The following is a 13,363-nucleotide window of genomic DNA, read 5'->3' as shown; positions in this document are numbered from 1 at the left end:
CCGAGGATGACGAAGGTCGACATCGCCGTGGTCGGAGCCGGCCTCACCGGCTCCCTCCTCGCCTGCTACCTCGCCGGGCGCGGCCACCGGGTCACCGTGTACGAGCGCAGGCCCGACCCGCGCGCGGGCGACGGCGAGCGCGGACGCTCCATCAACCTCGCCCTGTCCGAACGCGGCTTGGACGCCCTCCGCCGCATCGGCCTGGAGCGGCGGGTCATGGCGGACGCCCTGCCGATGCGCGGCCGGATGATCCACCCGGTGGCCGGTCCCCGGGACTTCCAGCCGTACAGCCGGGACGGCGACAAGGCGATCAACTCGATCAGCCGGGGCGCGCTCAACAACGCGCTGATCGACGCCGCCGAGGCCGCGGACGGCGTGACGCTGCACTTCGGCCACCGCCTCACCGCCCTCGACCCCGCCACGCGTTCACTCGAATTCGAGACCCCCGAAGGCGCGGTGCGCGTCACCGCGTCGGTCGTGCTCGGCGCCGACGGCGCCGGATCGGCCGCCCGCGCACAACTGGTGGCGGCAGGCGTGATCCGGGAGGACGTCGAATTCCTCGACCACGGATACAAGGAACTGACCATTCCCGCGGTGGACGGCGAGTTCGCACTGAACCCCGAAGCGCTGCACATCTGGCCGCGCGGGAACGCGATGATGATCGCCCTCCCGAACCCCGACCGGTCGTTCACCTGCACGCTGTTCTGGCCCGGAGATGGCCCATCGGGATTCGCGGCGTTCGACAGCCCGTCCGCCGTGCAGGAGCATTTCGAAGCCCACTACCCGGACCTGCCGCCGCTCTCTCCCGGCCTGGTGGACGACTATCTCGGCAATCCCATCGGCAGGCTCGGCACCGTCCGGTGCGACACATGGCACGTGCCGGGCGGACGGACGGCGCTGATCGGCGACGCCGCCCACGCGATCGTCCCGTTCTACGGGCAGGGCGCGAACTGCGCCTTCGAGGACGTCGTAGAACTCGACCACTGCCTCACCGAAACCGCCGACACCTGGGAACTCGCCCTCCCGCTGTACGAGAATCGGCGCAAGGCCAACGCCGACGCCATCGCACGGATGGCGCTGGAGAACTTCACCGAGATGCGCGACAAGGTCGCCTCGCCGTTCTTCAAAGCCACCCGCAAGACCGAGAACGCACTGCAGAAGGCCCTCCCCGGAGTGTGGACGTCCCGCTACGAACTCGTCTCGTTCTCCACCAAGCCCTACGCGCAGGTAGAACGCCGCGCGAAGCACCAATGGCGCGTCCTGGCAGGGGCGGCGACGATAGCCGGACTCACGGCCGCGATCGGCCTACGACACATCGCATCTCGAACCACACCGCGTGGCCCTCGTCGCGCTCGCTGACGCCCCAGTCGGTTGCCAGGAAGGCGACGATGCGCAGGCCGCGTCCGCAGACGTCCATCTCGTCCACCGTGGCCAGATGCGGGACGGTGTTGGAGCCGCCGTCGTCGATGACCTCGACGCGGACGAGTTCGTCCGAGTGGGTCACCTCAACACGGATCTGACCGTCCTTCCCGGACTCGGTGTACCGCAGTGCGTTGGTGACCAGCTCACTCAGGCAGAGCGAGGCGTCGTCCAGCACGGGGTGGTCGCCCAGCACGTCCCGCAGCCACCCCCGCGCGTGGCCGGCCGCCCGGCTGACGTCGTGGCGGGGTGGGGAGACGGTGTGGCTGTCGTTGGGCTGCGGGCGGCGACGCCTGCCGATGACGAGTTCTGCTTTCTGCTGCACAAGGCCTGGGATGAGCGGGCTCAGCGCGACTTTCACTCGCGTGCCTTCGATTCCGGACGTTGGCAGATCGTCACCGCCGTTCTGGACGTGCTGGCGGTCAACCATCGTGCCCTGGCCTCTACGAACGGCTCGGCCTGCATGAAGTGGCGCGGCACGGTGACGGCGACATCAAGATCAGGATGCGCTCACGTCATCGAAGCGGCGTCCGCGGTGAGTGAGAGCCGTCCGATCGGGTGGTGCCATGGCCGCTGGTCCGCGCGTCGTCACGGGTGGACGGGGGTTCGGTGGTCGGCGTTGATCGCGTGCAGGGGGCAGGGTCGCCGGGGTTCTCGTGGGCAGAGGACGGACGCTTGGGTGACGTCGGCGCGATAGAGGCGGTAGGGCGATGGGGCGATGACGTCGTCAAGGGTTATCCCGGTCGCGCCTCGCGTCGCCGGACCGGGGTAGACGGCTATGCCGCGGTCGAGGTCGCGGCCGGAGAGTTCCGTGGCCGTGGCCGAGAGGTAGACCGCGCGGCCGTGGTAGGCCGGCACCTGCGAGTCGAAGATGACCATGCTCACCTGCGGACGCCGCGCGATGTTGCGCGAGTGGTCGGCGTCGCGGGCGGACACCCAGTAGAACTCGGCGTAGTCGGCCGTCGCGAAGTACACGGGCGAGACCCACGGCCGGCCGTTCGCGTCGGCGGTGCCGAGCGTCAGGTACAGGTTGGCGTCGATGAGCGAGCGGGCGTGTGCGTCCAGGTCGTCCACGGTGATCACGTGTCCTTGAGGCGGCGGCCGGTTGCCTGGCGGCGCACTTTGTACTTGAGGTGGAGGACTCGGTCGCCCTGGACGAGCACGTCGGGTTCCTCCAGCAGGTGCTGCCCGCTGATGCCGCCGAAGTAGCGTTTGCCCGATCCGAATACCACCGGCACGACGTCCATCGCCACCTCGTCCACGAGGCCGGCCACGAAGATCTGGCCGCCGACCTCGCCGGCGTTCACGCTGACGACCCGGTCCCCGGCGAGCTCCTGGGCCTTGCGGATCGCGGCCGTCACGTCGTCGACGAAGTGGTAGGACGCCTCGGGGTGCCAGCCGTCCGGCTTGGGCCGGTGCGATACCACGACCACGTGGTCGCCCGCCGGGGGCCGGCCCTCCCAGCCGTTGACCAGGTCGAACAGGTGGCGGCCCATCACGATCGCCCCGATCGACTCCCACATGGGCCGAACGTACTCCGCCGAGGCGCGCGACACCTTGATGGCGCTCCCGGAGCCGGAATGGTCGTACTCCTCGTCCCCGCCCCCGGTGAGCGGGACGTCCCCGCTGAAGTACCACTCGTGGAGCGGCCCCACGTCGTCGTTCCCGTCCGCGATGAAGCCGTCCACCGACACCACGCTGTGCATGATCACGGTGCCCATGGGGTCCTCCTCGAAGTCCGCTGCGCGTTCGCCGCCGATCCTGCCGCCCGAGGGCGCGACCGGGCATGTAAAAAATCAATCGGCGGGCATCGGGCCATTGTCCGGCGGGAATCCCCGATCGGCGGGGAACCGGCGCCGCAGGTCCAGGTAATCCGTCGGTGTATGGCCGGTGAAATCCTTGAACTCCCTGGTGAAGTGGGCCCGGTCGAAGTAGCCCGCCGTGTGGGCGAGCTCCGACCAGTCGACCGGGCGCAGGGCGTCCACCGACAGGATCAGCCGTGCGAACCGGTAGATCCGCGCCACCCGCTTCGGGGTGACCCCGACATGGCATTTGAACTGCTCGGCCAGATGGTTGCCGCTCACGCCGGCGGCAGCGGCCAGTGCGGCGACCGGGATCGCGCCGTGGGACGCCTCCAGCCGCCTGCCCGTGTGCCGGACGAGGCCGAGACCGCGCGACGGCGCTTCGGCCAGCCGCGACCGCAACTCCTCCTCCAGAACCCGGAGTGCCTCGGCGGCCGACGCGGTGTCGCCGACCTGGTTGCGGATCCGGTCCAGAGACCGCCGCCAGACGGCGTCGACCGGCGCCCACCGGTTCCGCAACTCGCTCGCGGGCATGTCGATGAACGGCGAGATCCCCCAAGGCTTGAAATGGACTCCGACGAGCCGCACCCGGGCGGGGTACTCGTAGAGGAAACGCCTGGTCCACGTACCCATGAACCATCCGTCGGGGAACGCCGCCGAAGGCACCGAAGGATCGGAATCCCACAGGCGGGCGGGTTCGCCCAGGTTGACGAACAAGTGCGCCGACGGCATCGGCGGGACGTTCATCCGGCGGTGGCGCGGCACCCCGGTCAGGCAGTAGATATCGTCGATGAACAGGTCGAGCGGCGGGGCGGGCACCCGGCCGACGTATTCCATGGGCCCGGTCGGCTGCGGATCTCGGGTTCGGACGTCCATCCAGAAGATCCCTTCGGACGGTCTGGCGGCGATGACGGCCGTGGCGGTCCGGCCGCCGTCCACGTCCAGGGTGATGCCGTGGACGAAGGCGGACTCCTCCGCGGCGGCCTGCGAGCGGGCGGGGGCGGCGCCCTTGGTGGAACTGTAGAGCGCGCCGGCGGGCGAGGCGACGCACTGCTGCTCACTGGCCTCCCGACGCTGTGAACGGCTCGCCGCCGGACTGGGTGCGGCCCGGAGCTTCGCCGTCTTGAGTTCCCTCGCGACGCCCCGCCGTGTGAGGCCGGTCTGCCGATGTGGCCGTGGTGCGCCACCAGCGGCGGGACGCCAGCGCGGCCAGCCCGGCGCCTGCGGCGTTGAGCAGGACGTCGTCCACCGAGGACACCCGGTCCAGTTGCAGGACGTACTGCGCGGTCTCGACCAGGGCCGAGCAAGCCGCCGCGAGCGCCAGGATCCGCGGCACGGATGCCAGCGCAGGGAACCGCAGCGGGACGAGGAGGCCCAGCGCCGCGAACACCAGCAGGTTGCCGATGATCTGGCCCGTGGACATCGTGACCAGGTCCCGCAGCGGTACCAGGCTCACCCGGCCGGGGACGGTTCCGGCGCGGCCGCCCGGCAGCATGATCATCCACACCCAGGGGACCGTCCCGTAGAGGATGCCGACGTCGGCCAGCGACGTCCGCCACGCCGCCCTCCGGGCGCCGGCCGCGCTCCGGCGGCGCGCCAGGGCCCACGCCCCCAGCGCGACCAGCGGGAGCACGGCCACCGTGATGAACACGACGCCGGTGAATGTGCCGACCAGGCCGTGCCAGCTCCTGAAGATCACGCTTCCCCGCTTTCATCCGCCCCCGGCGTCCGCTCGCCGGTCTATGACTTCTTCGATCGCCGGCCGTGCGTCAGTGTCGGCCGGTGATCGCTCGCATTTCCTGCTGGAGGATGTCCTGGATCGGCACGTCGTCGTAGTTGCTGAGGACGACGCCGACCCAGCCGGTGTCCGGGTAGACGTTCCAGTTGGCGGAGCTGCCGCCGGTGCCGCCGCCGCGGCCGAACAGCCACTGGCCGTCGATGATCTTGATCGGGCCCGTGTACCCCGTGAACGACGGTTGGGCGAGCGGGGAGCCGTCGCGGCCCGCCGCGCGGGGGAACTTGGCGCCGGTCAGCAGGTCGGCGAAGGGCTTGTCCAGCACCGTGCCGTCGCGTAGCGCGTGCGCGAACCGGACCAGGTCCGGCGCGGTGGCGAAGCCGTCGTCCGTGGCGTAGCCGATGAACGCGCGGCCCGGGTTCTTGCCGAGGATGGGCGGGTTCATGCTGCCCTTGTCCAGGTTGCGGACGGCGTCCACCCGGCTGCCGTCGGCCTGCCGCATGTACGAGTGCGCGATGTGCTCGTCGGCGAGCCACTGCGGCCTGGTGTAGAACGCCGAGCCGGTCATGCCGCAGCGCTGGAAAATGTGCTCGTGCACGTAGTCCCAGTACGTCGTGCCGGTCACGGCCTCCACGATCTGCGCGGCGATGGCGAGGCCCGCGCCCGCGCCGTTGGTGTGGGCCTGGTCGCCCGAGCCGGGAGGGACCGCAAGCTCCGCCTGCCGGGTCCACCGCCGGTTGAACTCGCGCACTTCCTCCTTGCTGCGGAAGACGCGTTGCAGGTCCAGCTTCGGGGCGTTCAGCCCGGACGTGGTGGTGAGCAGATGGTGGACGGTCACCTGCTCGGCGACGTCCTCGGCGAAGCCCGTCAAATGGGCGCCCACCGTGTCCGCCAGTCCCATCTTGCCCTGCTGCACCAATTGCAGGACGGCCACCGAGAGGAACGGCTGGATCCCCGAGGAGAGGTTGACCGCGACGCCCTCGTGGTTGCGGATCCCCTTCTCCTTGTCCGCCATTCCGTAGCTGCGGGACAGGACCGTCCGGCCCCGGTGCGACAGCAGCACCACGCCGGAGAACCTGTCCTCGGCGGCCAGCTTCGCCACGTACCGGTCGTAGGCCCCGCCGGGCCGGGCGTCCGGCGGGACGTCGGGCCGGGGCGGAGCCGGGTCGGCGTGCGCGGGCCGGGCGCCCACAAACGCCGCGCCCGCCGCGAGCCCGCCCCACCCCAGCAACCGCCGCCGGTCGACACCGCGTACGGAATCCGCGTCCATGACCACACCCTTTTCCTGATCGACGAACCGGCCTCCGCTGAAGGGAACTCGCGCGAGGCGGCCGCATTCCGGGATCACCTTCCGCCGCAATTCCTATCCGGCGGACGGTCACAGCACGGCGCCAGAAGCTGTGACCCGGCTGTGACCGCACCCCGGGCGCATCGCCGTGCGCGAAGGGACGCGCTTCCGGGTGTCAGGCGGAGCCGAACGTCCAGAGGTGGGTGGTGCCGGCGCCGCTGGTGGTGGCGAAGCTCTGGCCATCGGGGGAGAAGGCGACGGACTGGTCGTTGTCGGAGTCTCCGGGGAGCGTCGCCGTGTTGCGGCCCGACGGGAGGTGCCACAGGCGGATGTTCTTCTTGTCGGCGGTGACGAGGGTGTCGCCGTCCGGGCTGAAGGCGAGGGCCCGGACCTCGCCGCCGAGGTCCTTGACGGCCGTCTTGAGCTCGCCGCCGTCCGCGTCGTGCAGCTCGTAGCCGTAGTAGCCGCCGGTGGAGGCCGCGACGACGTTCCCCGCCGGGCTGAAGGCGAGGCACGGGACCTCGGTCGCGTTGCGGGGGGAGATCTCGGTGCCGTCGCCGTCCGAGGCGCTCCAGAGGGTGAAGCGCCCGGAGTAGGAGCGGTCGCCGGCGAGCGTCCCGCCGTCCGGGGAGAAGGCGAGGGCCTTGGCGTGGTAGTCGGTCTTCATCTGGACGGCCCGTCCGGTGACGGTGTCCCAGATCTGCACGTATTTGGGGCCGTTTCCGCTGCTGACGGCGAGTGACCGTCCGTCCGGGCCGAACGCGAGCGCCTGGACGCTCCGTGATTCGGTGAAGGTCTTGCGGACCCGCCCGGACGCCACGTCCCAGAGGTGGACGGCCCCGTCGTCGCCGCCGGTCGCGAGGGTCTCGGCGTCGGGGCTGAAGACCATGGGACGCCGGTAGGTCTTGTCGGAGTCCTCGATCTTGCGGGCGGCGACCTGCGCGGTGGCCAGGTCCCAGCGCAGGATCGAGGAGAAGCCCGCGCCCCACAGGGACCTGCCGTCGGGGGAGAACGCCACGTCGAAGAGCGCGACCTCCGAGCTCGGCAGGACGACGCCGGTGGGCACGCCGACCGGGGTCTTCGGGACGTTCCGCCCGGCCCCGGGCGCGTCCGAGGGCCACAGCAGGACGGCCGGGACGGCCACGGCGGCGGTCGCGGCCACGGCCGCGCCGCCGAGGAGGAACGCGCGGCGGGGCACCCGGCGCGGCGGTCCGGCGGCGAGCCCCGTCAGGACCTCCTGGACGGACGGCCGCCGCGCGGGGTCCTTCTCCAGGCAGCGGACGACCAGGTCGCGGAGCGGCGGGTCGGTGAGGCCGGCCATGTCCGGCGGCGAGCCGACGATCTTGTGGACGATCGCCGGGATGGTCGGCGCGTCGAACGGGCCGCGGCCGAGCGCCGCGTAAGCGAGCACGCAGCCGAGCGCGAACACGTCGCTCGCCGGGCCGGTGGCGTCGGCGCGCACCTGCTCGGGCGACATGAACGAGAACGTGCCGACGACCGCGCCGGCCGAGGTCAGCGCGGTCGCGTCGGACGCGCGGGCGATGCCGAAGTCGATGATCCGGGGACCGTCCGGGGCCATGATGACGTTGCCGGGCTTGAGGTCGCGGTGCACCAGCCCGCACGCGTGGATCGCGGCCAGACCTTCGGCGAGGCCCCGGCCCAGGGCGCGGACCTCGGACGGCGCGAGCGGCCCCTGGCGCAGCACGACCTGCCGCAGCGACGGGCCGGGCACGAACGCGGTCACCATCCAGGGCGACGCCGCCTCCGGGTCGGCGTCGACGACCTGCGCGGTGTGGAACCCGCCGACCTTGCGGGCCGCCTCGATCTCGCGGGCGAACCGCTTGCGGAACCCCGGATCGGCGGCGTACTCGGCGCGGACGACCTTCACCGCGACCTTGCGCCCGCTCGGCGAGGAGCCGAGGAACACCTCGCCCATGCCGCCGGCGCCCAGCCGTCCGTCCAGCCGGTAGGGGCCGACCTGGCGGAGGTCGTCGCTGCGGAGCGGATCCAAGGGGTCAGACCTTCCAGAGGGTCACGGTGTTGTCGGCCTTGGTGCCGCCCACCCCGGCCACGGTCCGGCCGTCAGGTGTGAGGACCATCCTCTCGACGGGCTGGGCGTGGCCGACGAGCGTCGAGGTGAGGACCCCGGTGGCGGCGTTCCAGATCCGGATGGTCCGGTCGGAGCAGGCGGCGAGGACGGACGAGCCGTCCGGGGAGAACTTCGTGTCCCGCACCGTCGCCTCGCCCGCCTTGATCACGCGGACGGCGCGCCGGGTGGCGACGTCCCAGATCCGGACGGTCTTGTCGGCGGCGCTGCTGGCCAGCAGCCTCCCGTCGGAGCTGAACGCCACGCCGGTCAGGTTCGCGGTGTGGCCGACCAGCTGGCCGCGCTTGCGGAGCGTCCGGCCGTCGAGGAGCTGGACGGTGTTGCCGGGCGGCTTCCTGTAGTACCCGTCCACGCCTGCCGCGACGAGCCGGCCGTCCGGGCTGCAGTCGATCGCGTTGACGCCGCTGTGGCGGAGGTCGTACGACGCCAGCCTTCGGCCGGAGTCGGAGTCGAAGAGCTGGGCGTCGGGGTTGGCGCCCGCGATCGTGCGGCCGTCCGGGCTGTAGGCCAGCGAGTTCAGCCCGAACTCCCCGCTCCGCACGTTCACCTTGAGGCGGCCGGTGGCCGCGTCCCAGATGAGCAGGAGGCCGGGGGTGCTGCAGGAGCTGGCCAGGGACCGGCCGTCCGGGCTGAACGCCAGCGCGCTCACCCAGCCCGTCTTCTTGATCGTCCGCAGGACGCGTCCGGTGGCGACGTCCCACAGCGTGATCGTGGAGTCCAGGCCCCCGGCGGCGATGGTCCGGCCGTCGGCGGTGACGGCGACCTCGCTGAGGGACTTGACGTCGCTGACGGTGAGCGAACCGCTGGGCGAGACCAGGCCCTTCGGACGGGGTGCGGGGGCGGGGGGTGCGGCTCTGCCCGTCCCGTCGCCCCGGGTCAGGAACAGCGCGGCCGGGACGCCTGCGGTGGCGGCCGCCGCGACCACGCCCCCACCGATGAGCAGCGCTCGCCGGCCCACGGGCGCCGGGCCGGCGGGCGCGACGGCCGGGGCGTCCTGCTCCCGGGTCGCGACGCGCGTCGCGTTCGCGTGCGTGCTGACCGCGTCGTCCGGCGAGGACGCCGGATGCGGTGCCGGGGCTTCGATGCTGTGCGGCGTGCTGATGAGCGCGTCCAGCGTCGGCCGCCGCTCAGGTTCCTTGGCGAGGCAGGCGGCGATCAGATTGCGCAGGTCCTCGGGGAGCGCCGAAAGGTCCGGCTCCTCGTGCAGGACGCGGTGGACGATCGCCGGGATGGACGTCGCGTCGAAGGGGCCGCCGCCGGTCGCCGCGTAGGCGAGGACGCAGCCGAGGGAGAACACGTCGCCGGGCGGCCCGGGGACATCGCCGAGCACCTGTTCCGGCGACATGTACGCGTAGGTGCCGACGACCACGTTGTGCGAGGTCAGCACGGTCGCGTCGGCTGCGAGGGCGATGCCGAAGTCGATGATGCGGGGCCCGTCCGCCGCCATGATGACGTTGCCCGGCTTGAGGTCGCGGTGCACCAGCCCGCACGCGTGGATCGCGGCCAGCCCCTCCGCCAGCCCCGCCGCGAGCGCCCGCACCGCGTCCGGATCGAGCGGCCCGCGCTCGGCGACCACCTCCCGCAGGGACGGACCGGGGATGAACGCGGTCACCAGCCACGGCGACTCGGCCTCGGGATCGGCGTCCACGACCTGCGCGGTGTGGAACCCGCCGACCCGGCGGGCCGCCTCCACCTCCCGGGCGAACCGCCGCCGGAACCGCTCGTCCTCGGCGTACTCGGCGCGGACGACCTTGACGGCGACGCGGCGGCCGCCGGGCGACTCGCCGAGGAACACCTGCCCCATGCCGCCCGCGCCCAGCCGGGCCTCGAGCTCGTAGGGGCCGATCCGCCGGGGATCGCCGGGATGCAGGGGCTCCATGTCTCACCCGTCGTGGGTCGGGACGCGTACGGGGAATGTCTAGCAGACACAAATGTCTCTTCGACGCCGTTCCCCCCGCACTGTGACGCACGGCATGCCCCGTCCAACCGCCGGGCTGGACGAAGCCACTGCGGGTCGCGACGTCCGGCAGGTCGCCCGCGCTGTCGTCGCGTCGTTGCGCTGGACACGCGCCCTGTGGGGTTCTTCACCGGGTCCGGCGGGCGGTCAGGTGCGCTGGAAGCCTTCCTTCGTGCGGAGACCGTAGCCGAGGGCGCGGTCGAGGGAGATGTGGGCCATCCAGCCGCACAGCGCGGCGAACAGCGGCGCCCAGGCCAGGGGAGTGAAGGTGTAGATCGCCATGAGCGCGAGCGGGACGAGCGCCCGGTGGGCGGCGTTGTAGTACGGGACGGCGCGCGGCGGGAGCCGGCCGTGCTCGGTCTTGTGCGCGTCCCGCAGTCCCGCGAGGAAGGTCAGGTCGGGGGCGATGAAGAACGCGGCGGCGAGGAGCGCGGCGAGCCAGCCGTGGTTGACGCCTTCGAGCACGGCGAAGGCCGCCCAGAACAGTGCGTTGAGGGACCAGGCGGCGCGGCGGGCGATCCGGGTGGCGGAGTACCCGCCGGCGGCGGTGGCGGTGCTCATGTCGATGACCTCCGAGGCGTTGGCCAAGCTCGTTAGCCAACGTAAAGCTAATATCATTAGCTGTCAAGCTATGCAGAGGTGAACCCGGCCGGCCGCCGGGGCGGCGGGCGCGGCCACGCGGTAGTTCGCCGCACGAACTATGGGGAGTACGCTGGCCGGGTGGGCAAGCAGGGTGAGGGGCGGATCGGCGTCGTTTCGGCGCTCGTGCGGGGCGCGTTCCTGGTGAACGCGGTCTACGCCGAGTCGGCGCGGGAGTACGGCATCACGTCGCAGCAGGGGCAGTTGATGTGCGTCCTGATGGCGCAGCCGCGGGGAATGGGCGAACTGGGGGCGATGCTGGGGCTCGCCAAGTCGAGTCTCACCGGCCTGGTGGACCGTACCGAGCGGAACGGCCTCGTCCGGCGCGAACCGGATCCGCAGGACATGCGCGCCGTCCGGGTCGCGCTGACGGCCAAGGGCGCCGGTCTGGTCGAGGAGTTCTACGCCGAGACCTGCCGGCGGGTCGACCGGCTTCCGGCGGGGCTCGGCCCCGCCGAACGCGACGCGCTCGCCGGTCTGCTCGGCCGCGTCGTGCTGGACAACGAGGTCCCGATCGTCTTCGCGGAACCGCCCGAAGGGACCGCTCGCGAGCCCTGAGGCCGCGGCTCCGCCGACCGGACGGGTTGCAGTTCGCACTACGAACTAATATGGTTCGTAGTGCGAACTCATTCATGGTCGCGAGGAAGAGGGATGAAAATGTCCGCACAAGACGTCGTCTTCGGCTTCGGCGCGCACTCCGGTTTCGGCGACCTCGCCGAACTCCTGGACCTGGTCCGCCAGGCGGACCGCGACGGCCTCGACCACTTCTCGCTGTCGGACCACCCCTACATCGGCGAGCGCCTGGACGCCTACGCCTCGCTCGCCTTCCTCCTCGGAGGCACGCGGCGGATCGCGGGCTTCGCCAACGTCACCAACCTGCCGACCCGCCCGGCTCCCATGCTGGCGCGGACGGTGACGTCCCTGTCGGCGCTGTCCGGCGGCCGCGTCATCCTCGGCATCGGCGCGGGCGGGCTGTGGGACCGGATCGCCGACATGGGGGTGCCGCGCCTGTCGCCCGGCGACGCCGTGGACGCGTTCGAGGAGGCGATCGTCCTGGTCAGGAAGCTGTCGGGCGGCGGCCCGCCGGTCACCCACCGCGGCCGCCACTACCGGGTGGACGAGATCGAGCCCGCCCCGGTCGACGCGCCGCCCGTGTGGACGGGATCGGTCGGCCCGAAGTCCCTGGCCGCCACCGGCCGGGTGGCCGACGGCTGGATCCCCGGCCACGCCGCGGACTGGCGCAGCGAGCGGTACCGGACGTCGCGGCCGGTCATCGACGAGGCGGCGCGGGCCGCCGGCCGCGACCCGCGCGAGGTCCGCACGATCTTCAACCTCCCGGGCCGCATCACCGACCGGCCCGCGGCCGCCACGCGCGACCGCGGCGGACGCTGGACCGGCGGCTCCGCCGCCCAGTGGGCCGACGAGCTGACCGAGGCCGTCCTCGACCACGGCGCGGCGGGCTTCACGCTCTTCTCGCCCGGCGGCGGGACGCAGGACCCCGGCGCCCTGGCGCGCTGGGCGCAGGAGATCGCCCCGGCCGTGCGCGAGGCGGTCGCGAAGGAGAGGGGCTGACGGGGCGCCCGGCCCGGCCGGGCGCCCCGCCGGCCGAGCGACCTCACCGGACGCGGGACGCCACGGCCGCCACGGTGGTGTAACCCATCGTGAAATCGCCGCCCGCCGCGTCGATGGCGGCGGCGATGCCGGCCAGCACCTCCTCCTGCTGCTCCGGTGAGAGCCGGCCGTGGATGCCGGACGTCGGCACCTGCTCCAGCCATTCGTCGCGGGTGTAGTGGCGCTCCCACTCGAACCGCCACTCCTCGGGCTCGCCGAACGCGCCCGCCCGCCGCATGCCGTCGGCCGCCGCGGCGTTCAGCGGCGTGTACGCGTTCGGGGCGGCCGACATCGCGCGCATCACGATCGGCGAGTCGGGCGCGGCCCGGCGGTAGACGGAGGCGACGGCCTCGTCGAGGCCGGACGGCAGCCGGAACGCGTTCCAGAACACGGCCAGGCGGCCGCCGGGGCGCAGGGCCCGCGCCGCCTTGGCCGCGCCGGCGTCCGGGTCCACCCAGTGCCACGCCTGCCCGGCGGCGACCGTGTCGAACGTCCGTCCGGCCGGGTCCCAGGTCTCGAACGTCGCGATCTCGGTCTCGATCCCGGTGCGCCGGGCCAGCTCGGCCATCCGCGCGTCGGGCTCGACGCCGAGCACACGGCAGCCGGCCGCCTGGAACTGCCGGGCGGCGATGCCGGTCCCGCAGCCGACGTCGAGGACGTCGGCGCCCGCGGCGGCGAGCCGTGCGATGAGGGCGTCGGGATAGCTGGGGCGGGTCCGGTCGTAGCGGTCGGCGTCCGCGCCGAACGACTCGGCCATCTGCCGCTGGCGATGAGGCTCGTTCGATAGAGTGGGCATGCGCCCACC

The 13,363-nt window shown here is 72.4% G+C and carries 13 protein-coding genes; 3 read left to right on the top strand and 10 right to left on the bottom strand.

What is annotated here, in order from left to right; translation table 11 throughout:
- Positions 1-6: 6 nt before the first annotated feature.
- Entirely contained in the window at positions 7-1,359 is a 1,353-nt protein-coding gene (locus ACA511_RS15415) for an FAD-dependent oxidoreductase (RefSeq protein ID WP_375024990.1), read from the top strand.
- Here the strand turns inward: ACA511_RS15415 and ACA511_RS15410 are convergent.
- The 9 genes from ACA511_RS15410 to ACA511_RS15370 all read right to left on the bottom strand — a co-directional run bounded on the left by ACA511_RS15410 (position 1,289) and on the right by ACA511_RS15370 (position 10,896).
- Positions 1,289-1,744: an ATP-binding protein gene (locus ACA511_RS15410; RefSeq protein WP_375024989.1), complete on the bottom strand. Its 456-nt coding sequence runs from the start codon at positions 1,742-1,744 to the stop codon at positions 1,289-1,291. The genes ACA511_RS15415 and ACA511_RS15410 overlap by 71 nt on opposite strands.
- Before the next feature lie 263 nt (positions 1,745-2,007).
- Positions 2,008-2,502: a pyridoxamine 5'-phosphate oxidase family protein gene (locus tag ACA511_RS15405; protein WP_375024988.1), complete on the bottom strand. Its 495-nt coding sequence runs from the start codon at positions 2,500-2,502 to the stop codon at positions 2,008-2,010.
- Positions 2,499-3,140 (bottom strand): dihydrofolate reductase family protein, encoded by a 642-nt coding sequence (locus ACA511_RS15400; RefSeq protein ID WP_375024987.1) that lies wholly within the window; start codon positions 3,138-3,140, stop codon positions 2,499-2,501. The genes ACA511_RS15405 and ACA511_RS15400 overlap by 4 nt, the downstream gene beginning before the upstream one ends.
- Before the next feature lie 75 nt (positions 3,141-3,215).
- Entirely contained in the window at positions 3,216-4,097 is an 882-nt protein-coding gene (locus ACA511_RS15395) for a DUF6597 domain-containing transcriptional factor (protein WP_375024986.1), read from the bottom strand.
- A gap of 181 nt (positions 4,098-4,278) precedes the next feature.
- Complete coding sequence (locus tag ACA511_RS15390) at positions 4,279-4,920, bottom strand: VanZ family protein (RefSeq protein WP_375024985.1); 642 nt, start codon at positions 4,918-4,920, stop codon at positions 4,279-4,281.
- 70 nt (positions 4,921-4,990) lie between these two features.
- Positions 4,991-6,226, bottom strand: a complete 1,236-nt coding sequence (locus ACA511_RS15385) for a serine hydrolase domain-containing protein (protein ID WP_375024984.1) — start codon at positions 6,224-6,226, stop codon at positions 4,991-4,993.
- 193 nt (positions 6,227-6,419) lie between these two features.
- A complete protein-coding gene (locus ACA511_RS15380) occupies positions 6,420-8,255 on the bottom strand; it encodes a WD40 repeat domain-containing serine/threonine protein kinase (RefSeq protein ID WP_375024983.1) in 1,836 nt (611 codons plus the stop codon).
- Positions 8,256-8,259: 4 nt separating this feature from the next.
- The gene (locus tag ACA511_RS15375) at positions 8,260-10,230 is read right to left on the bottom strand and encodes a WD40 repeat domain-containing serine/threonine protein kinase (protein ID WP_375024982.1); all 1,971 of its coding nucleotides are present in this window, start codon (positions 10,228-10,230) and stop codon (positions 8,260-8,262) included.
- Positions 10,231-10,455: 225 nt separating this feature from the next.
- Positions 10,456-10,896, bottom strand: a complete 441-nt coding sequence (locus ACA511_RS15370) for a DUF4260 family protein (protein WP_375024981.1) — start codon at positions 10,894-10,896, stop codon at positions 10,456-10,458.
- Between the two features lie 132 nt (positions 10,897-11,028).
- On the opposite strand from ACA511_RS15370, the gene ACA511_RS15365 reads away from it, so the two are divergent.
- Both ACA511_RS15365 and ACA511_RS15360 read left to right on the top strand, forming a co-directional pair.
- Entirely contained in the window at positions 11,029-11,505 is a 477-nt protein-coding gene (locus tag ACA511_RS15365; RefSeq protein WP_375024980.1) for a MarR family winged helix-turn-helix transcriptional regulator, read from the top strand.
- Between the two features lie 99 nt (positions 11,506-11,604).
- On the top strand, positions 11,605-12,519 hold the full coding sequence (locus ACA511_RS15360) for an LLM class flavin-dependent oxidoreductase (RefSeq protein ID WP_375024978.1): 915 nt from the start codon (positions 11,605-11,607) through the stop codon (positions 12,517-12,519).
- Positions 12,520-12,562: 43 nt separating this feature from the next.
- Here the strand turns inward: ACA511_RS15360 and ACA511_RS15355 are convergent, their stop codons facing one another.
- Complete coding sequence (locus tag ACA511_RS15355) at positions 12,563-13,354, bottom strand: class I SAM-dependent methyltransferase (protein ID WP_375024977.1); 792 nt, start codon at positions 13,352-13,354, stop codon at positions 12,563-12,565.
- Positions 13,355-13,363 lie beyond the last annotated feature (9 nt).

The organism is Actinomadura sp. GTD37, assembly GCF_041951365.1.
In the GTDB taxonomy this organism is placed as follows: Bacteria; Actinomycetota; Actinomycetes; order Streptosporangiales; family Streptosporangiaceae; genus Spirillospora.
This window is presented reverse-complemented; position numbering and strand designations above follow the sequence as displayed.

Excerpts from the sequence above, each read along its gene's own strand:
- ACA511_RS15415 (WP_375024990.1), top strand. The coding sequence starts at position 7 with ATGACGAAGGTCGACATCGCCGTGGTCGGAGCCGGCCTCACCGGCTCC.
- ACA511_RS15400 (WP_375024987.1), bottom strand. The coding sequence starts at position 3,140 with ATGGGCACCGTGATCATGCACAGCGTGGTGTCGGTGGACGGCTTCATC.
- ACA511_RS15395 (WP_375024986.1), bottom strand. The coding sequence starts at position 4,097 with ATGGACGTCCGAACCCGAGATCCGCAGCCGACCGGGCCCATGGAATAC.
- ACA511_RS15385 (WP_375024984.1), bottom strand. The coding sequence starts at position 6,226 with ATGGACGCGGATTCCGTACGCGGTGTCGACCGGCGGCGGTTGCTGGGG.
- ACA511_RS15375 (WP_375024982.1), bottom strand. The coding sequence starts at position 10,230 with ATGGAGCCCCTGCATCCCGGCGATCCCCGGCGGATCGGCCCCTACGAG.
- ACA511_RS15360 (WP_375024978.1), top strand. The coding sequence starts at position 11,605 with ATGTCCGCACAAGACGTCGTCTTCGGCTTCGGCGCGCACTCCGGTTTC.
- ACA511_RS15355 (WP_375024977.1), bottom strand. The coding sequence starts at position 13,354 with ATGCCCACTCTATCGAACGAGCCTCATCGCCAGCGGCAGATGGCCGAG.